This is a genomic window from Pseudomonas simiae (assembly GCF_000934565.1).
Taxonomy (GTDB): Bacteria; Pseudomonadota; Gammaproteobacteria; order Pseudomonadales; family Pseudomonadaceae; genus Aquipseudomonas; species Aquipseudomonas simiae.
The window spans coordinates 728,068-746,652 of sequence record NZ_CP010896.1; the positions used below are offsets into that span (position 1 = coordinate 728,068).

Annotated in this window: 17 protein-coding genes and 1 rRNA gene; 8 read left to right on the plus strand and 10 right to left on the minus strand. The window is 58.9% G+C overall.

Annotation, left to right across the window (positions count from 1 at the left end; all coding sequences use genetic code 11):
• Positions 1 to 4 precede the first annotated feature (4 nt).
• Positions 5 to 202, plus strand: a complete 198-nt coding sequence (locus PF1751_RS03155) for a heavy-metal-associated domain-containing protein (RefSeq protein WP_010213427.1) — start codon at positions 5 to 7, stop codon at positions 200 to 202.
• An 85-nt stretch (positions 203 to 287) separates the two neighbouring features.
• Positions 288 to 1,481, plus strand: a complete 1,194-nt coding sequence (locus PF1751_RS03160; RefSeq protein WP_010213426.1) for a multidrug effflux MFS transporter — start codon at positions 288 to 290, stop codon at positions 1,479 to 1,481.
• Positions 1,482 to 1,489: 8 nt separating this feature from the next.
• Here the strand turns inward: PF1751_RS03160 and PF1751_RS03165 are convergent, their stop codons facing one another.
• From PF1751_RS03165 to PF1751_RS03175, 3 genes are all read right to left on the minus strand, one after another.
• Positions 1,490 to 1,672 (minus strand): hypothetical protein, encoded by a 183-nt coding sequence (locus PF1751_RS03165; RefSeq protein WP_010213424.1) that lies wholly within the window; start codon positions 1,670 to 1,672, stop codon positions 1,490 to 1,492.
• A gap of 146 nt (positions 1,673 to 1,818) precedes the next feature.
• Positions 1,819 to 2,832 (minus strand): zinc-binding alcohol dehydrogenase family protein, encoded by a 1,014-nt coding sequence (locus PF1751_RS03170; protein WP_044286585.1) that lies wholly within the window; start codon positions 2,830 to 2,832, stop codon positions 1,819 to 1,821.
• A gap of 144 nt (positions 2,833 to 2,976) precedes the next feature.
• A complete protein-coding gene (locus tag PF1751_RS03175) occupies positions 2,977 to 3,270 on the minus strand; it encodes a putative quinol monooxygenase (RefSeq protein WP_010213420.1) in 294 nt (97 codons plus the stop codon).
• Positions 3,271 to 3,388: 118 nt separating this feature from the next.
• Here PF1751_RS03175 and PF1751_RS03180 point away from each other — a divergent pair, with 118 nt between their 5' ends.
• The gene (locus PF1751_RS03180) at positions 3,389 to 4,315 is read left to right on the plus strand and encodes a LysR family transcriptional regulator (protein WP_021493193.1); all 927 of its coding nucleotides are present in this window, start codon (positions 3,389 to 3,391) and stop codon (positions 4,313 to 4,315) included.
• 137 nt (positions 4,316 to 4,452) lie between these two features.
• Positions 4,453 to 5,142: an ArsR/SmtB family transcription factor gene (locus PF1751_RS03185; protein ID WP_044286588.1), complete on the plus strand. Its 690-nt coding sequence runs from the start codon at positions 4,453 to 4,455 to the stop codon at positions 5,140 to 5,142.
• 24 nt (positions 5,143 to 5,166) lie between these two features.
• Here PF1751_RS03185 and PF1751_RS03190 read toward each other — a convergent pair whose 3' ends face one another.
• Complete coding sequence (locus tag PF1751_RS03190; protein WP_044286590.1) at positions 5,167 to 6,120, minus strand: adenosine deaminase; 954 nt, start codon at positions 6,118 to 6,120, stop codon at positions 5,167 to 5,169.
• Positions 6,121 to 6,314: 194 nt separating this feature from the next.
• Between PF1751_RS03190 and PF1751_RS03195 the strand changes: the two genes are divergently transcribed.
• Positions 6,315 to 7,406: a calcium:cation antiporter gene (locus tag PF1751_RS03195; RefSeq protein ID WP_010213414.1), complete on the plus strand. Its 1,092-nt coding sequence runs from the start codon at positions 6,315 to 6,317 to the stop codon at positions 7,404 to 7,406.
• On the opposite strand, the gene PF1751_RS03200 is transcribed toward PF1751_RS03195, so the two are convergent.
• The 6 genes from PF1751_RS03200 to PF1751_RS03225 form a co-directional block, all read right to left on the minus strand.
• Entirely contained in the window at positions 7,407 to 8,762 is a 1,356-nt protein-coding gene (locus PF1751_RS03200; RefSeq protein WP_044286591.1) for an 8-oxoguanine deaminase, read from the minus strand.
• Between the two features lie 184 nt (positions 8,763 to 8,946).
• Complete coding sequence (locus PF1751_RS03205; RefSeq protein ID WP_010213411.1) at positions 8,947 to 9,633, minus strand: SDR family oxidoreductase; 687 nt, start codon at positions 9,631 to 9,633, stop codon at positions 8,947 to 8,949.
• Between the two features lie 35 nt (positions 9,634 to 9,668).
• Positions 9,669 to 10,250, minus strand: coding sequence for an IMPACT family protein (locus PF1751_RS03210; RefSeq protein WP_010213410.1), 582 nt, complete (start codon positions 10,248 to 10,250; stop codon positions 9,669 to 9,671).
• 12 nt (positions 10,251 to 10,262) lie between these two features.
• On the minus strand, positions 10,263 to 10,922 hold the full coding sequence (locus PF1751_RS03215; RefSeq protein WP_010213409.1) for a TetR/AcrR family transcriptional regulator: 660 nt from the start codon (positions 10,920 to 10,922) through the stop codon (positions 10,263 to 10,265).
• Positions 10,923 to 11,009: 87 nt separating this feature from the next.
• Positions 11,010 to 12,404 (minus strand): uracil-xanthine permease family protein, encoded by a 1,395-nt coding sequence (locus tag PF1751_RS03220; RefSeq protein WP_010213408.1) that lies wholly within the window; start codon positions 12,402 to 12,404, stop codon positions 11,010 to 11,012.
• A gap of 88 nt (positions 12,405 to 12,492) precedes the next feature.
• Positions 12,493 to 13,413 (minus strand): LysR family transcriptional regulator, encoded by a 921-nt coding sequence (locus tag PF1751_RS03225; protein ID WP_010213407.1) that lies wholly within the window; start codon positions 13,411 to 13,413, stop codon positions 12,493 to 12,495.
• A 125-nt stretch (positions 13,414 to 13,538) separates the two neighbouring features.
• Between PF1751_RS03225 and aptA the strand changes: the two genes are divergently transcribed.
• From aptA to PF1751_RS03240, 3 genes are all read left to right on the plus strand, one after another.
• Positions 13,539 to 14,888 (plus strand): omega-aminotransferase AptA, encoded by a 1,350-nt coding sequence (gene aptA / locus PF1751_RS03230; RefSeq protein WP_010213406.1) that lies wholly within the window; start codon positions 13,539 to 13,541, stop codon positions 14,886 to 14,888.
• A gap of 39 nt (positions 14,889 to 14,927) precedes the next feature.
• Complete coding sequence (locus PF1751_RS03235) at positions 14,928 to 16,424, plus strand: CoA-acylating methylmalonate-semialdehyde dehydrogenase (RefSeq protein ID WP_042570908.1); 1,497 nt, start codon at positions 14,928 to 14,930, stop codon at positions 16,422 to 16,424.
• 565 nt (positions 16,425 to 16,989) lie between these two features.
• Positions 16,990 to 18,526, plus strand: a 16S ribosomal RNA gene (locus PF1751_RS03240).
• Positions 18,527 to 18,585 lie beyond the last annotated feature (59 nt).

The window sequence follows — 18,585 nt, forward strand, 5'->3', positions numbered from 1 at the left end:
TGTCATGCAAGTATTCAGCGTTGAAGGAATGACCTGCGGCCATTGCGTTCGAGCGGTGACCCAGGCAGTGCAGAGCCAGGATCCGGCGGCCAGTGTGAAAGTCGACCTGGCGGCAAAGGAAGTGGGCGTCGAAAGCCGTTTGTCTGCCGAACAAGTGATCCAGGCGATCACCGAAGAGGGCTACAGCGTCAAGCTTGCCTGACGCGGATAAATAGTTAGCGAGCTATCGTGTTCAATGCGCCCAAGCGCGGCTAGACTATCGGGCTGCCGTCTCACTTGGGTGCCCGATGAACCTCCGCATAATTCTGATTCTGGGTGCCTTGAGCGCCTTCGCGCCATTGGCGATCGATTTTTACCTGCCCGGCTTTCCAGCCATGGCCAAGGCCTTCGCGACCGATGAAAAACACATCCAGCTGACCCTGGCGGTGTATTTCGGTGGGCTGGCCCTCGGTCAGTTGATCTATGGCCCACTGGCTGACCGCTTTGGCCGCCGCGGCCCGCTGCTCAGTGGTGTCACCCTGTTTACCCTTGCGTCCTTTGCCTGCGCCTTTGCGCCGTCCCTGGAATGGCTGATCGGCGCGCGTTTTGTGCAGGCCCTCGGTGGCTGCGCCGGTATGGTGATTTCCCGCGCGGTGGTCAGTGACAAATGCGATGCGGTTGGCTCGGCCAAAGTGTTTTCCCAGTTGATGCTGGTCACCGGCCTGGCGCCGATCCTCGCACCGCTGGCCGGCGGGCTGATGGTTGGGCTGTGGGGCTGGCAGTCGATTTTCCTGGCGCTGTCGATCTTCAGCGTGATGGCGGCCATCGCCGTGGCGGTCGGGCTGCCGGAAACCTTTCCGGCCCATCAGCCGCGTCAGCCGTTGTCCGGGTCGCTGCGTCGCTATGCGGCGTTGTTGTCGGACCGGGTCTACCTGGGCTATGCCCTCACCGGCGGTATCTCGATTGCCGGGATGTTTGCCTACATCGCCGGTTCACCTTTCGTCTTCATCCAGCTCTACGGCGTGCCGGCTGAGCATTACGGCTGGCTGTTCGGTTCCAATGCCGCAGGCTTTATCCTGGTGGCGCAGGTCAACGCGCGGTTGCTGTCCAAACGCGGCCCGGCGTTCCTGTTGTCGCGCAGTGTGTGGGTCTACCTGTTGGCGGCGTTGAGCTTGCTCGGTATTGCATCGTTGCGCACCGATGCGCTGTGGCCATTGCTGGTACCGCTGTTTATCTGCATTGCCAGCCTGGGCTGCATTTTGCCGAATACCTCGGCCTGTGCCATGAGTGGGCAGGGCGCACGGGCCGGTAGCGCCTCGGCGTTGCTCGGTTGCATTCAGTTTGGCGTCGCGGCGGGGGCGGCGTCGTTGGTTGGGGTTTTGCACGACGGCACGGCGATGCCGATGGCGATGGTCATCAGCTTGTGCGGTGTGTTGGCGGTGACGATTGCGATGTCTACCCAGCGCCTGCAACGTAAACGGGCGTTGCAGGCTCAGGTCTGAACAGCGGGTCAGCCAGCGGCGGAGCGTTGCTGACTGTTCGGAAAACGGTGGGGCGCCTGGATACGGGCTTGCAGGGTGTCGGCAAAGGCACGGGCTTCGGCCTCGGTGCGGAAGGTGAAAGCGTCTTGGTCGAGACGGACCTGCCATTTATTGCCTGCGGATTTTGCTAACGCTTTTATCAGGATTTTCATTGCTGACTTCCTCACGTAAAAGAATCGTGGCAAAGGCGGCCAATATAAACCCGAATACGCTCACAAATATGACAAAGGTCAACTCTCTGACTAGCGGTGTCGTCCATTACTCACATGAATAATGGACGACCCTGACAGCTAGTTGTTCAGAAGCCTTCCAGCACGATCTTGCCCTTGGCCTTGCCGCTTTCCAGCAGCGCATGGGCACGCCGCAGGTTTGCGGCATTGATCACACCGAAGTGCTCACCCACCGTGGTTTTCAGGGTGCCGGCGTCGATCAGTTCGGCCACTCGGTTGAGCAGGTTGTGCTGTTCGATCATGTCCGGGGTCTCGAACATCGAGCGCGTGTACATGAATTCCCAATGCAGCGACAGGCTCTTGCGCTTGAGCTTGCTGACGTCCAGCGTCTTGGGATCGTCAATCAGCGCCAGCTTGCCCTGGGGCTGCAGGGCTTCGACCAACTGGTCCAGGTGATGATCTGTCTGGGTCAAGCTGGCGACGTGGGTCACCTGCGGATGGCCGGCGGCTTTCAGCGCATCGCTCAGCGGTTGGCTGTGGTCGATCACCAGGTCGGCGCCGAGGGCCTTGGTCCACTCTTGTGTTTCCGGACGCGAAGCGGTGCCGATCACTTTCAACCCGGTGAGTTGGCTGGCCAGTTGAGTCAGGATCGACCCCACGCCACCGGCGGCACCGACGATCAACAGGCTCTGGCCGTTGTCCTGTTGACCTTCCTGCACTTGCAGGCGTTCGAACAGCAATTCCCAGGCGGTGATGGCGGTCAGCGGCAACGCGGCAGCTTCGGCAAAACCCAGGCTTTTCGGCATATGCCCGACGATGCGCTCATCCACGGTATGCAGTTCGCTGTTGCCGCCCGGACGCACCAGGGAACCGGCGTAAAACACGTTGTCACCCGCCTTGAACAGCGTCACGTCGCTGCCGACGGCCTTGACCACACCGGCCACGTCCCAACCCAGTACCTTGGCCGCACCCTTTTCCGGGGCGACGTTCTGGCGAACCTTGGTGTCCACCGGGTTGACCGAGATGGCTTTGACTTCCACCAACAGGTCACGCGGGCCGGCGACAGGCGCTGGCAGTTCGATGTCTTGCAGGGCATTTGGATCGTTGATCGGCAGTGAGGCGTAGTAGGCAATGGCTTTCATGATGTCTCCAGAAAACAAGGTTAACCGACTGTAGGCGCGAGCTTGCTCGCGAAACACTCAAGGGCGCCGCGTTAAACCAGACACGCTGCGTTTTCGTTGACGATTTTCGCGAGCAAGCTCGCGCCTACAGAAAAATGGTGATGATCAGGCGAGAAATTTCAGGCGCTTGAGTTCGAAGTGTTCGATCACATCAGCGGCTTTGGCGCGAAAGCTCTGGATATGCGCGCTCTGGTCGTGGTCGGCCAACGCCGCGTCGTCGCTCCAGCGCTCGAGCATGTAGAACGTTTCGGGGTGTTGCAGATCCTGGTGCAGGTCGTACTGCTCGCAACCGGCTTCCAGGCGAGTGGGTTCCAACAGGCCGCGCAGCAAGGTTTCCAGGGTGGCCTGTTGGCCGGGTTTGGCGATCAGCGTGGCGATGACGTTAAAGGCAGTGGGCATATTCAACTCCAGACACGTGATGAACGGGATGCGTAGATGATTGGCTATTTCCCGCGCAGATAAAAGCGGCTAAAACAGCAGTCTGTTTCAACAAAATTTTGATAATGGACAGTAATGCATGCTGCGTTTTGATGATTTGCAGTTGTTTGTACGTGCGGCAGACCTGGGTAGCCTGTCGGCTGCGGCACGGGTGATGGACCTGTCGCCAGCGGTGGCGAGTGCGGCGCTCAAGCGTATCGAACAGCAACTGAATACGCGTTTGCTGGCACGCTCCACTCGCAGCCTGCGCCTGACCGCCGAAGGTGAAGGCTTCCTGGAATATGCCCGTGCTGCCTTGAGCTCGCTGGATGAAGGGCGACGCTTATTGGCCAGCGGGCAGGACCATGTCAGTGGTGTGCTGCAATTGTCGGCCCCGTCGGATTTCGGGCGCAATCAGCTGTTGCCCTGGCTGGATGAATTCCAGCGTGACTACCCGCAACTCACGGTACGGCTATTGTTGGGCGATCGGATTGCCGATCTGTTCCGTCAGCCGGTGGATATCGCCCTGCGCTATGGTGAACCTGAAGACTCCAGCCTTATCGCGCTGCCCGTCGCCCCGGACAATGTGCGTGTGTTGTGTGCCTCTCCCAGCTATCTCGCACGTTATGGTGAGCCCCGGCATCTGGGACAACTGGCCCAGCACAATTGCCTGCTGTATATGCTCGGCAGCCGGGTCCACGATCACTGGACCTTTCACGACGGCAAGCGTGAAGTCAGCCTGACGGTTACCGGCGACCGGTTCAGTGACGATGCCGATGTGGTCCGCCGCTGGGCGGTGGCGGGTGTCGGCATTGCCTACAAGTCGTGGCTGGATGTGAGTACCGACGTGTTGGCCGGGCGCTTGCGCCTTATCCTGCCGGAGCTGCGTGGCGAGCGCACGCCGCTCAATCTGCTGTGTGCCCATCGGGCGCAATTGAGCAAACCCGTTAACTTGTTGCGGGAAATGCTCGTGTCCCGCTGTGCGACATTGACCGCCCAATTGCCAGAGCGATCCAGCACAACGTAACGGACTCCATCAAAGCAGGAAATTTCACTCAGATCTTGTCCCTCTCTACGCTGTCAGACGCCGTGGAACCGGCGGTTTGCGCCCCTATACTTTGGGGCCTACTTCAGCAGAAAAATAAATCGACAGGGAGTGAAAAGATGGAAGCTGCACTTTGCATCAGTCAGATCGCCAGCTTGCTCGCCGAACCCAAACGTACCGCCATGTTGTGGGCCTTGATGGATGGCTCGGCCAAATCACCCGTCGAGTTGGCGACGCTTGCCGGGTTGTCACCGACATCCGCCAACGCGCATCTGGCGCGACTGACGGCAAGTGGTGTGTTGCGAGTGGAAGCCAGGCGTGGCAAGCGTTTGTTCCGTGTTGCGGCGCCTGATGTCAGCGCCGCTATTGATGCCTTGGCCAGGACCACCGTGGCGTGCGCCGCACGCAGAGCGCCGGAGGCACTACCGCCAGCGCTGGTTGCTCCGGCGTTGTTACGCCATGCGCGGTTGTGCCATGGCCACCTCGGCGGCGAATTGGGCGCGCAGTTGTATCAGCATCTGCTGGAAGAGGGTTGGATAGAACGTCATGAGCAGCGTGCCGATGTCACGGTCAAGGGCGCGCAGCGCCTGGCAAACCTGGGGATTTTTACCCAGGCCCTGGCGTCGCCGCTGGTGTGTAATTGTTTTGACTGGAGCCAGCACCAACCTCATCTGGGCGGCGCGTTGGGCGGGGGGTTGTTGCAACTGTTTCTGCAGTCGAACTGGATCAGTGTGATCAATGAGTCCCAGGCTTTACGGGTCAACGCCGTAGGACACAGGGAAATCACCCGATTGGCCATGTCTGCGTGACATCGCCAATCGTTATTGACTCAGTTAGGGCTTTACAAGCCGCGCATCCAAGCTGTTCTGCGCCAGGCGTTTGGCCTGGTCCTGGGTCATGCCCAACGCGGTGTGCAGCGCATGGAAGTTCTCGGTCACATAACCGCCGAAGTACGCCGGGTCATCGGAGTTCACCGTGACCTTCACGCCACGCTCGAGCATGTCGAGGATGTTGTGCTGGGCCATGTCATCGAACACGCACAGCTTGGTGTTGGACAGCGGGCACACGGTCAGCGGGATCTGCTCGTCGATGATGCGCTGCATCAGGCGTTCGTCTTCGATGGCGCGAACGCCATGGTCGATACGCTGGATTTTCAGCAGGTCGATGGCCTCCCAGATGTACTCGGGCGGGCCTTCTTCGCCGGCGTGGGCCACGGTGAGGAAGCCTTGGTGGCGAGCACGATCGAACACGCGCTGGAACTTGCTCGGCGGGTGACCCATTTCCGAGCTGTCCAGGCCCACGGCCACGAACGCGTCACGGAACGGCAAGGCCTGGTCCAGGGTTTTTTCCGCTTCGGCTTCGCTGAGGTGGCGCAGGAAGCTGAGGATCAAGCCGCTGGTGATACCCAGTTGCTGCTCGCCATCTTTCAGCGCAGCGGCGATGCCGTTGAGCACCACTTCGAACGGAATGCCACGGTCGGTGTGGGTCTGTGGATCGAAGAAGGGTTCGGTGTGGATCACGTTCTGTTCTTTGCAGCGCAGCAGGTAGGCCCAGGTCAGGTCGTAGAAGTCCTGGGAGGTGCGCAGCACATCGGCGCCCTTGTAATACAGGTCGAGAAACTCTTGCAGGTTATTGAAGGCGTACGCCTTGCGCAGGGTTTCGACGTCGTTCCACGGCAGCGCAATCTTGTTGCGCTCGGCCAGGGCGAACAACAGCTCAGGCTCCAGCGAGCCTTCCAGGTGCAGGTGCAGTTCAGCCTTGGGCAGGGCGTTGAGCCAATCGTACATTTTCTAAAATCTCATCAGGTGCAATGGCGGCATTCTACAGCCCATGGCCGAAATAATCGGCAAAACCTGACCAGCAGGATCGTTTTCGTTGCATTCGCGCAAGGGCCACTTGAACTAAGGTGTAACGAAACGTTAGCGGCGTGACGCAGTCTGTACCCCATCAATGACTGATTTGCCGCACTAAAAGGCCCGGAATGCTCACATCCCTCAAGCAAGAAAAATTTATGCTGCTGGCGCTGATTGCTGCCATCGCCGCCTACCCGTTGGAGCACTGGATGCTTCACAGCGGGCAAATCACGGCGTTGCTGGCCGGCGTGGTGTTGATCGGCTTTATCGTGGTGGCGTCGATGCGCGTGGCCCACCATGCCGAGCAACTGGCGGAAAAAGTTGGTGACCCCTACGGCACCATGATCCTCACCCTCGCCGCCGTCCTGGTGGAAGTGGTGATCCTGGCGATCATGATGAGTAACGAGCCGTCGCCCACCCTGGTGCGTGACACCATTTATTCGGCGGTCATGCTCGATATCAACGGCATCCTCGGCCTGGCCGCGTTGATGGGGGGCATCAAACATGGCGAGCAGTCCTACAACGATGATTCGGCACGCACCTACAGTGTGATGATCCTTACCGCCATGGGCGTGTCGATGGTCGTTCCGGAATTCATCCCCGAGGCCGACTGGAAAATTTACTCGGCCTTCACCATTGGCGCGATGGTGGTGTTGTACACCCTGTTTCTGCGGATGCAGGTGGGGCCGCACAGTTATTTCTTCAGCTACAGCTACCCGGAAAAACGCCGCAAGAAACTGCCGGAAGAAGAGCAGGCGCCGCCGGTCAACCTGGCGTTTTCCATTGGCACTCTGGTGTTTGGGGTGATTGTGATCGGCGCACTGGCCGAGGTGATGTCCAAGACGCTGGATCTGGGGTTGGAAGGCACGGGGGCGCCGCCGGTGATTACGGCGATTGTGGTCGCGGCGATTTCAGCGGCGCCGGAGATCCTGACGGCGTTACGTGCCGCGTTGGCTAATCGCATGCAGTCGGTGGTGAATATTGCGTTGGGTGCTTCGCTGTCGACGGTGATCCTGACGGTGCCGGTGATGGAGGCGATGGCGCTCTACACCGGTCAGCCGTTCCAGATGGCAATGACCCCGGTACAGACCGTGATGGTGCTTATCACGCTGATTGTCAGTGCGATCAACCTCAACGATGGCGAAACCAACGCCATCGAAGGGATGACCCATTTTGTGCTGTTTGCGACCTTTATCATGTTGTCGCTGCTGGGGTTGTAATCAGCCGGCGATCAACTGGCGCGCGGCCTGGGTGTGATCGGCGATCAAGCCTTGCAGGTCCAATCCTTCGACCTGACCGTCGATGACGCGCCATTTGCCTGCAATCATCACCCGGTCCGCACGGTCGGCGCCGCACAACAGCAGCGCCGAGATCGGATCGTGGCTGCCGGAGAAGCGCAGCTCATCGAGCTTGAACAGCGCCAGATCGGCCTGTTTTCCGACGGCCAATTCACCGATATCCGTACGGCCCAACAACTGCGCCGACCCTTTGGTTGCCCAGCCCAATACGCCTTCCGGGGTAATCTTTTCCGCGCCGTAGCGCAGGCGCTGGATGTACAAGGCCTGGCGGGCTTCAAGGATCATGTTCGACGCATCGTTGGAGGCTGAACCGTCCACGCCCAAGCCGATAGGCGCGCCCGCAGCGAGCAGATCCAGCGTAGGGCAGATGCCGGACGCCAGACGCATGTTCGAGCTTGGGCAATGGCAGATACCGGTGCCGGCGGCGCCCAGGCGCTCGATTTCATCCGGGTTGAAGTGAATGCCATGGGCCAGCCAGGTGCGCGGGCCGAGCCAGCCGACACTGTCGAGGTAGTCCACGGTGCGCAGGCCGAAGCGCTGCAGGCAGAAGTCTTCTTCGTCGAGGGTTTCCGCCAGGTGGGTGTGCAGGCGCGCATCCAGGCGGTTGGCCAGCTCGGCGCTGGCTGCCATGATTTCCGGGGTGACGGAAAAAGGTGAGCAGGGTGCCAGGGCGATCTGGATCTGCGCGCCGTCACCACGCTCATGGTATTCGTGGATCAGGCGCTGGCTGTCTTCAAGGATGACTTGGCCTTGCTGCACGGTCTGTTGCGGTGGCAGGCCACCGTCGGCTTCACCCAAACTCATGGAACCGCGAGTGAGCATGGCGCGCATGCCCAGCTCGCGCACGCTTTCTACCTGTACGTCGATGGCATTTTCCAGGCCGTCGGGGAACAGGTAGTGGTGGTCTGCTGCCGTGGTGCAGCCCGAGAGCAGCAATTCGGCCAACGCAACTTTGCTGGCGAGGCCGAGTTTTTCCGGGGTGAGCCGCGCCCAAACCGGGTACAAGGTTTTCAACCAGGGAAACAATGGCTGATTGACCACCGGCGCCCAAGCGCGAGTCAGGGTTTGATAGAAGTGGTGGTGGGTGTTGATCAGCCCCGGCAGGACCACATGCTCACGCGCATCGAACACTTGGGCGCAGGGCTGTGCGGGCTCTTGGCCTTGGGCCAGCAGTTCGGTGATCACACCGTCTTGCAGCACCAGGCCGCCACGGGCGTCGAGGCCGTTGGCAGTGAAAATCGCGAGGGGGTTTTTTAACCAGATACGGGTCGCAGGCATTGGCCGGCTCCTCTGAATGATGGGTTCAGGTTTGCCAGCTCAGTGTTGCCCTGTCTGCTGATCCAGGGTCGCCGGTGAGGGCGAGGTGCAAAGTTTACTTGTAGTCCATGTTCGGGTCTATCTGTAGGAGCGCGATGCCCTTGAGACCATCGCGGGCAAGACCGCTCCTACAGCGTACGGGCATTTACCAGGCGATGGTGTCGCCTTTGTAATCGATGAAGTGATGGCCGCCTTTGCCAGTGTAGGCGTTCACCTGTTCCACCAGGCCGCGTACGCTGGTGTCGACGTCGATGTGCGCGTTTTCGCCGCCCATGTCGGTCTTCACCCAGCCCGGGTGCAATGAGAGCACGGTCAACGTGTGATCGCCCAGTTGGGTGATGAAGCTGTTGGTCATGGAATTGAGTGCCGCTTTGCTGGCTTTGTACAAGGCGAGGTCAGAGCCGTCGGGGATGGTCACACTGCCCAGTACCGAACTCATGAAGGCCAGCACGCCCGTGTCCTTGCGGATTTGCCCGACAAAGCGCTGGGCCAGGTTGATCGGTGCTACGGCGTTGGTGAAGAACAGTTGGCCGACTTCTGCCAACGTGGCGTGGCCCGGCTCCTGATTGGCGGGGCCCTTGACGCCGGCGTTGACGAACAGCAGGTCGAAGGTGCGTTCTTTCAGGCGTTGGCTCAGGGCGATCACGGCTTGTTGATCGTCCATGTCGAGCTTCTCGATCTGTACCGGGCCCACGGCTTTCAGGGCGTCGGCCTTGCTTGGATCACGCACGGTGGCGGTCACGTCCCAGCCTTGCTGGAGCAGTTGCTTGACCAGGCCAAGGCCCAGCCCACGGGAGGCGCCGATGATCAATGCGGTTTTTGGCGTAGACATGAAAAGCTTCCTTTAAGAGTCGCGGTTCAGGGTGTTCAGCGTTGTAGCAGGATACGCCCACGGCTGAGGTCGGCGAGTTGAATCTGCAGGGTGTCAATATGTGCTTCGCCCAAGGCGAGCTGCAACTCGACGCCGTTGGCGGTGAAGGTTTCTTCAACCACCAGTCCACCGAGGTCAGCAACGCGCAGCTTCACCAGGTTCAGCTCGGCGAAACCGCAAGCGCAACTCAAAGGCACGCGGCTTATCAGTTCGATGCGTTCGGCCGTCTGCAGGCATTTATTGGCGCCACCGCCGTAGGCTCGGGCCAGACCGCCGGTGCCCAACTGGATGCCGCCGTACCAGCGAATCACCAGCACCGCGACCTGATCAAAGCCCTGTGCCTCGATGGCTGCCAGTATTGGCCGGCCAGCGGTGCCGCCGGGTTCGCCGTCGTCATGGCTGCGATATTGGTCGGCGAGCTTCCAGGCCCAGCAGTTGTGTGTGGCATTCAAGTCGCTGTGCTGCTCGAAAAACGCCTGTGCGTCCTGCGGGCTGGTGATGGGAGCCGCGAGGGTAATAAAGCGGCTTTTGCGTATTTCTTCGCGAAACTCGCAAAGGCCGGTGAGCGTGAAAGGCATAAGTCGCTTCGTCTACGGGGCCGGCTTGATGCCGCACCCCTTGAGAATGATGTGAATCAGGTTAGTGCCAGCGTCTTCCATATCCTGCTTGGTCAGCTTGGTGCGACCGGTGACGCGGCAGATCTGGGTGGCGAAATCGGCGTAGTGCTGGGTGCTGCCCCACAGCAGGAAGATCAGGTGCACCGGGTCGATCGGGTCCATCTTGCCTGCGTCGATCCAGGCCTGGAACACCGCCGCACGGCCACTGAACCAGGCACGGTAATCCTGGCTGAAATACTCGGTAAGGCATTCGCCACCGCTGATGATCTCCATCGCGAAAATCCGCGAGGCCTGGGGTTGGCGCCGCGAGAACTCCATCTTGGTGCGGATGTAGCGGGTGAGGGCTACGGCAGGGTCATCCTCGGCGGTCAGGGTGTTGAAGGTGCTGTCCCACAGTTCGAGGATGTTACTGAGCACCGCAATATACAGGCCCAGCTTGTTGGTGAAGTAGTAATGCAGGTTAGCCTTGGGCAGCCCGGCGCTGGCAGCAATGGTGTTCATGCTGGTGCCTTTGTAGCCATGGCGCGCGAACTCATCTTCAGCAGCCTGGAGTATCGCTTGTTCGTTCTTTTGCCGAATGCGGCTGGCGGGCTTACCGGCGTGATTGCTGTGGGCAGGAACTTCGAGGCTCATGGAGGTTTCCGTGCTGATCGATAGAGACGACGTGTGCACAGATAACCCACCCTCAAGCCTCAGACAAGTCCTGATGCAATAAAACCGTCAAAGCGGTTCCAGTGTGTCGCTTTCCGGTGTGTGGTTTGCGGCGGTCTCGGTTGTTCCGGCTTCGGGCAATAACAGGCACAACACAATGGCGGTCAGCCCGCCGCTGGTGATGGCGGAGTCGAACAGATTCTGTACCAGCGTCGGCATAAGGTGCAGCAGGTTCGGTTGGGCGGCGATACCCAGGCCAACGCCGAACGAAGTGGCGATGATCAGCATGCTGCGCCGGTCCAGGGGCGCCTGGGCGAGGATGCGCACGCCGGCGGCGGCCACGCTGCCGAACATCACCAGGGTGGCGCCGCCCAATACCGGTTTGGGGATTTGCTGCAGCACCGCGCCAATCATTGGAAACAAGCCGAGGCAAAACAACAGCGCGCCGATATATAAGCCGACGTAACGGCTGGCTACACCGGTCAGTTGGATCACGCCGTTGTTCTGCGCGAAGGTGGTATTGGGGAAGGCGCTGAAGGTGGCGGCGATCATGCAGCTCACGCCATCGCCGAGAACGCCACCTTTAAGCCGGCTTATATAAGAAGGGCCGCTGATGGGCTGGCGGGCGATCATGCAGTTGGCGGTGAGATCGCCGACGGTTTCGATGCTACTGATCAGATAAATCAGCGCAATCGGCAGGAAAGCGCTCCAGTCGAAGTTGAAACCGAAGCGGAATGGGACCGGCAGGCTGATCAGGGGCAGGTCGGGGAGGGCTTGAGGCACGAGCTTGCCGCTGAACCAGGCTGCAAGACTGCCGAGGGCCAAGCCGATGATGATTGCCGAGAGGCGTACCCAAGGTGTGTTGCAGCGGTTGAGCAGAATGATCGTCAGTACGACGAACAGGCCCAACGCCAGATTGGTGGGGGCGCCGAAGTCGGGGGCGTTGAAACCGCCGCCGAGGTCAGTGATACCCACCTTGATCAAGCTGATGCCGATCAGGGTGATGACAATCCCGGTAACCAAAGGCGTGATGACTCGGCGCAGTTGTCCGATAAAGCGGCTCAGCACGATCTGCACCACGGCGCCGAAAAAGCACACGCCGAAGATCATCGCCATGATGTCTTCCGGACTGCCACCGCGTTGCTTCACCAGGAATCCCGCCGACAGTACCGCGCCGAGAAACGCAAAGCTGGTGCCTTGCAAACAGATCATCCCGGCACCGATGCCAAATGGCCTACGCGCCTGGATGAAGGTACCTACACCGGAAACCATCAACGCCATGCTGACCAGATAGGGCAAATGATCGGCCAGGCCCAGGGTGGAACCGATGATCAGCGGCGGGGTGATGATGCCGACAAATGCGGCGAGTACATGTTGCAGTGCGGCGAGAAAGGCAGGGGCGGGTTTCGGGCGATCGTTGAGGCCGTAGATCAGGTCGCTGGGGCTGGTGGATTCTGGTGGCATGGTGGGCAAACTCGCGTCGGACGGTTCAAGGTCCTTGTGCTTCTGCAAAAAACTGTCCAACTGCTCAGCTTTTTGGCTTGGAGCCGAGTTAGCGGGTAGCCGCGAGACTTTCCAGAAAGCTTTCCAGCACCAAATGAGGGCGGCGTCCCTTGCGCGTGACCGATGCGAGGCTTAAATCGTAAAAACGTGTAGCGGGTTTCAGCGCTCGCAGTCGGCCTTGTTGCACCCACAGGCTGGCGTAGTGGTCGGGCAGGTAGCCGATGTAGCGGCCGGTGAGAATCAGGAACGCCATGCCTTCACGGTCGGAAGCGCTGGCGGTGCAGTTGAGCGCCTGGTAGTGGGCCTGGATCTCGGCAGGCAGGCGGAAGGTCGGGGCGATGGCGTCCTGGGCATCAACGCGGGCATCGTCCAGCTGTTTATTGTCGGCATAGAACAGCGGGTGGCCAACGGCGCAGTAGAGCAATGAGCGTTCGCTGTACAGCGGCTGGTATTCCAACCCCGATAGGGCGCTGGCCTGGGGCACGACCCCCACATGTAGGCGTCCATCGAGTACGCCTTGTTCGACTTCGTTGGGGGCGATCATGCGAATTTGGATCTGCACATCCGGGCCGCGCTCCTTCAGCTGTGCAAGTGCGTGGGTGATGCGCATGTGGGGCAGGGTGACGAGGTTGTCGGTGAGGCCGATGATCAACTCGCCGCGCAAATGCTGGTGCAGGCCGTTGACCTCGGTGCGAAAGCTTTCCAGGGCACTCAATAGTTGCAGCGCCGACTGATAGACCTCGCGGCCTTCTTCGGTCAGGGAGAATCCGGCGCGCCCGCGCTGACACAGGCGTAATCCCAGGCGTTGTTCCAGGTCGCTCATCTGCTGGCTGATGGCCGAGCGCCCAATGCCGAGCACAGTCTCCGCCGCCGAGAAGCCTCCGCACTCCACCACACTGCGAAAGATGCGCAGCAGGCGAATATCGAAGTCGCTGACTTGGGCCAGCGGATCGGGTCGACGGATGCTCATAGTTTAGTAACGGCCTGACTGAAGGTTAGAAAAGTTGGATTTCACCGACTTTATCCCCGTGGCAACTTAGCTGCAAGAACGCTTTTCAATCCCGACGCTGCCTTTTGCCTTGCGAGGTTTTGCTGATGAACATGCCCGAAAACGCCCCTTCGTCCCTGGCCAGCCAATTGAAGCTGGACGCGCACTGGATGCCGTACACCGCCAACCGTAACTTCCAGCGTGACCCGCGCCTGATCGTGGCGGCCGAAGGTAGCTGGTTGACTGATGACAAGGGTCGCAAAGTGTACGACTCGTTGTCGGGCCTGTGGACCTGCGGCGCCGGGCATACCCGCAAGGAAATCCAGGAAGCGGTGGCCAAACAATTGGGCACGCTGGACTACTCGCCGGGCTTTCAATACGGTCATCCATTGTCCTTCCAATTGGCGGAAAAGATCACCGACCTGACCCCTGGCAATCTGAACCATGTGTTCTTCACTGACTCCGGCTCCGAGTGCGCCGATACGGCGGTGAAGATGGTGCGTGCTTACTGGCGTCTAAAAGGTCAGGCCACCAAGACCAAGATGATTGGCCGTGCCCGGGGTTATCACGGAGTGAACATCGCCGGTACCAGCCTGGGCGGCGTCAACGGCAACCGTAAGATGTTTGGTCAGGCGATGATGGATGTTGACCATCTGCCGCATACCTTGTTGGCGAGCAATGCATTCTCCCGTGGCATGCCGGAGCAGGGCGGTATTGCGCTGGCCGATGAACTGCTCAAGTTGATCGAGCTGCATGACGCGTCGAACATCGCCGCCGTGTTTGTTGAGCCGATGGCCGGTTCGGCCGGCGTGTTGGTGCCTCCACAGGGTTACCTCAAGCGTCTGCGTGAGATCTGCGATCAGCACAACATCCTGTTGGTGTTCGACGAAGTGATCACCGGTTTCGGTCGTACTGGCTCGATGTTCGGTGCCGACAGTTTCGGCGTGACCCCGGACCTGATGTGCATCGCCAAGCAAGTCACCAACGGCGCGATCCCGATGGGCGCGGTGATTGCCAGCAGCGAGATCTATCAGACGTTCATGAACCAGCCGACGCCTGAGTACGCGGTGGAATTCCCCCACGGCTACACCTACTCGGCGCATCCGGTCGCTTGCGCGGCCGGGCTGGCGGCATTGGACCTGCTGCAGAAGGAAAACCTGGTGCAGAGCGTAGCCGAAGTCGCACCGCACTTTGAAAATGCGCTGCACGGCCTGAAGGGCAGCAAGAACGTCATTGATATCCGTAACTACGGCCTGGCCGGCGCGATCCAGATTGCTCCGCGTGACGGCGATGCGATCGTGCGTCCATTCGAGGCCGGCATGGCCTTGTGGAAAGCCGGGTTCTACGTGCGTTTTGGTGGCGACACCCTGCAGTTCGGCCCAACCTTCAACAGCAAGCCGCAGGACCTGGATCGCCTGTTCGATGCGGTCGGCGAAGTGCTGAACAAGATCGACTGATTTCTCCTTCTATATAGAACAATTTTTCAGGAGCCCTGCATGAGCCTTATCCAGCATTTGATCAACGGTGAGTTGGTCAACGACAGCGGTCGCAGTGCCGACGTGTACAACCCGTCCACCGGCCAGGTGATCCACCAAGTGCCGTTGGCCAGCCGTGAAACCATCCAGCAGGCAATTGACTCGGCCAAGGCGGCGTTCCCTGCCTGGCGCAACACCCCTGCGGCCAAGCGTGCGCAGGTGATGTTTCGTTTCAAGCAATTGCTGGAGCAGAACGAAGCACGTATCTCGCAATTGATCAGCGAAGAGCATGGCAAGACCTTGGAAGATGCCGCCGGCGAATTGAAGCGCGGCATTGAAAACGTCGAGTACGCGTGCTCGGCGCCGGAGATTCTGAAGGGCGAGTACAGCCGTAACGTAGGACCGAACATCGATGCGTGGTCGGATTTCCAACCACTGGGTGTAGTTGCTGGTATTACGCCGTTCAACTTCCCTGCGATGGTGCCGCTGTGGATGTATCCGTTGGCGATCGTGTGCGGCAACTGTTTCATTCTGAAACCATCGGAGCGTGATCCGAGTTCGACGTTGTTGATCGCACAACTGCTGCAGGAAGCCGGTCTGCCTAAAGGCGTATTGAGCGTGGTGCATGGCGACAAGGGCGCTGTGGATGCGCTGATTGAAGCACCGGAAGTGAAAGCGTTGAGTTTCGTGGGTTCGACGCCGATTGCCGAGTACATCTATTCCGAAGCGACCAAGCGCGGCAAACGCGTCCAGGCGCTGGGTGGTGCGAAGAACCATGCGGTGCTGATGCCGGATGCGGACTTGGATAACGCCGTCAGTGCCTTGATGGGGGCGGCATACGGTTCTTGCGGTGAGCGCTGCATGGCGATCTCGGTGGCCGTGTGCGTGGGCGAGCAGGTGGCGGATGCGTTGATTGCCAAGCTGGTGCCGCAGGTCAAGGCGCTGAAGATCGGCGCGGGCACGTCCTGCGGCCTGGATATGGGGCCGCTGGTGACGGGGCAAGCACGTGACAAAGTCAGTGGCTATATAGAGGACGGTGTGGCGGCGGGTGCTGAGTTGGTGGTTGATGGTCGTGGCTTGAGTGTTGCCGGACATGAGGAGGGTTTCTTCCTCGGCGGCAGCCTGTTTGACCGTGTGACGCCTGAGATGCGCATCTACAAGGAAGAGATCTTTGGCCCGGTGCTGTGCGTGGTTCGGGTGAATAGCCTGGAAGCGGCAATGCAACTGATCAACGATCACGAATATGGCAATGGCACCTGCATCTTTACTCGCGATGGTGAGGCCGCACGTTTGTTCTGTGACGAGATTGAAGTGGGCATGGTGGGCGTGAACGTTCCACTGCCGGTGCCGGTGGCGTATCACAGCTTTGGTGGCTGGAAGCGTTCGTTGTTTGGCGACCTGCATGCCTATGGGCCGGATGGGGTGCGTTTCTATACCCGTCGGAAAGCAATCACCCAGCGTTGGCCGCAACGTGCCAGTCATGAAGCGTCGCAGTTTGCTTTCCCTAGCTTGTCGTAATGCAAGTAGAAAGCCGGCCCCTCGGGGCCGGCTTTCGCTTTTTTGGGGTTTTTTGACCGATATGACAGAAATATGAAAAAGGTGTTGACGGCAGATTCCAGACGTCTATAATTCGCCCCACTTCCGGCGCAGTCGAAACGGAAAACTCCTTGGTAAACAATGAGTTATGTAGGTTTCGGCAGCAGGTTGCTTCAGTTCATCGAAGCCAAAAGGGAGTTGAAAAAGAGGTGTTGACAGCAGCGTGTAACGCTGTAGAATTCGCCTCCCGCTAACGAGAGATCGAAGGCGCAAGTGGTTGAAGTTGTTGAAGAATTCTTCGAAAACTTCTGAAAATAATCACTTGACAGCAAATGAGGCTGCTGTAGAATGCGCGCCTCGGTTGAGACGAAAGATCTTAACCAACCGCTCTTTAACAACTGAATCAAGCAATTCGTGTGGGTGCTTGTGGAGTCAGACTGATAGTCAACAAGATTATCAGCATCACAAGTTACTCCGCGAGAAATCAAAGATGTAACCAACGATTGCTGAGCCAAGTTTAGGGTTTCTTAAAAACCCAAAGATGTTTGAACTGAAGAGTTTGATCATGGCTCAGATTGAACGCTGGCGGCAGGCCTAACACATGCAAGTCGAGCGGTAGAGAGAAGCTTGCTTCTCTTGAGAGCGGCGGACGGGTGAGTAATGCCTAGGAATCTGCCTGGTAGTGGGGGATAACGTTCGGAAACGAACGCTAATACCGCATACGTCCTACGGGAGAAAGCAGGGGACCTTCGGGCCTTGCGCTATCAGATGAGCCTAGGTCGGATTAGCTAGTTGGTGAGGTAATGGCTCACCAAGGCGACGATCCGTAACTGGTCTGAGAGGATGATCAGTCACACTGGAACTGAGACACGGTCCAGACTCCTACGGGAGGCAGCAGTGGGGAATATTGGACAATGGGCGAAAGCCTGATCCAGCCATGCCGCGTGTGTGAAGAAGGTCTTCGGATTGTAAAGCACTTTAAGTTGGGAGGAAGGGCAGTTACCTAATACGTGATTGTTTTGACGTTACCGACAGAATAAGCACCGGCTAACTCTGTGCCAGCAGCCGCGGTAATACAGAGGGTGCAAGCGTTAATCGGAATTACTGGGCGTAAAGCGCGCGTAGGTGGTTTGTTAAGTTGGATGTGAAATCCCCGGGCTCAACCTGGGAACTGCATTCAAAACTGACTGACTAGAGTATGGTAGAGGGTGGTGGAATTTCCTGTGTAGCGGTGAAATGCGTAGATATAGGAAGGAACACCAGTGGCGAAGGCGACCACCTGGACTAATACTGACACTGAGGTGCGAAAGCGTGGGGAGCAAACAGGATTAGATACCCTGGTAGTCCACGCCGTAAACGATGTCAACTAGCCGTTGGAAGCCTTGAGCTTTTAGTGGCGCAGCTAACGCATTAAGTTGACCGCCTGGGGAGTACGGCCGCAAGGTTAAAACTCAAATGAATTGACGGGGGCCCGCACAAGCGGTGGAGCATGTGGTTTAATTCGAAGCAACGCGAAGAACCTTACCAGGCCTTGACATCCAATGAACTTTCTAGAGATAGATTGGTGCCTTCGGGAACATTGAGACAGGTGCTGCATGGCTGTCGTCAGCTCGTGTCGTGAGATGTTGGGTTAAGTCCCGTAACGAGCGCAACCCTTGTCCTTAGTTACCAGCACGTAATGGTGGGCACTCTAAGGAGACTGCCGGTGACAAACCGGAGGAAGGTGGGGATGACGTCAAGTCATCATGGCCCTTACGGCCTGGGCTACACACGTGCTACAATGGTCGGTACAGAGGGTTGCCAAGCCGCGAGGTGGAGCTAATCCCATAAAACCGATCGTAGTCCGGATCGCAGTCTGCAACTCGACTGCGTGAAGTCGGAATCGCTAGTAATCGCGAATCAGAATGTCGCGGTGAATACGTTCCCGGGCCTTGTACACACCGCCCGTCACACCATGGGAGTGGGTTGCACCAGAAGTAGCTAGTCTAACCTTCGGGAGGACGGTTACCACGGTGTGATTCATGACTGGGGTGAAGTCGTAACAAGGTAGCCGTAGGGGAACCTGCGGCTGGATCACCTCCTTAATCGACGACATCAGCTGCTCCATAAGTTCCCACACGAATTGCTTGATTCATTGAAGAAG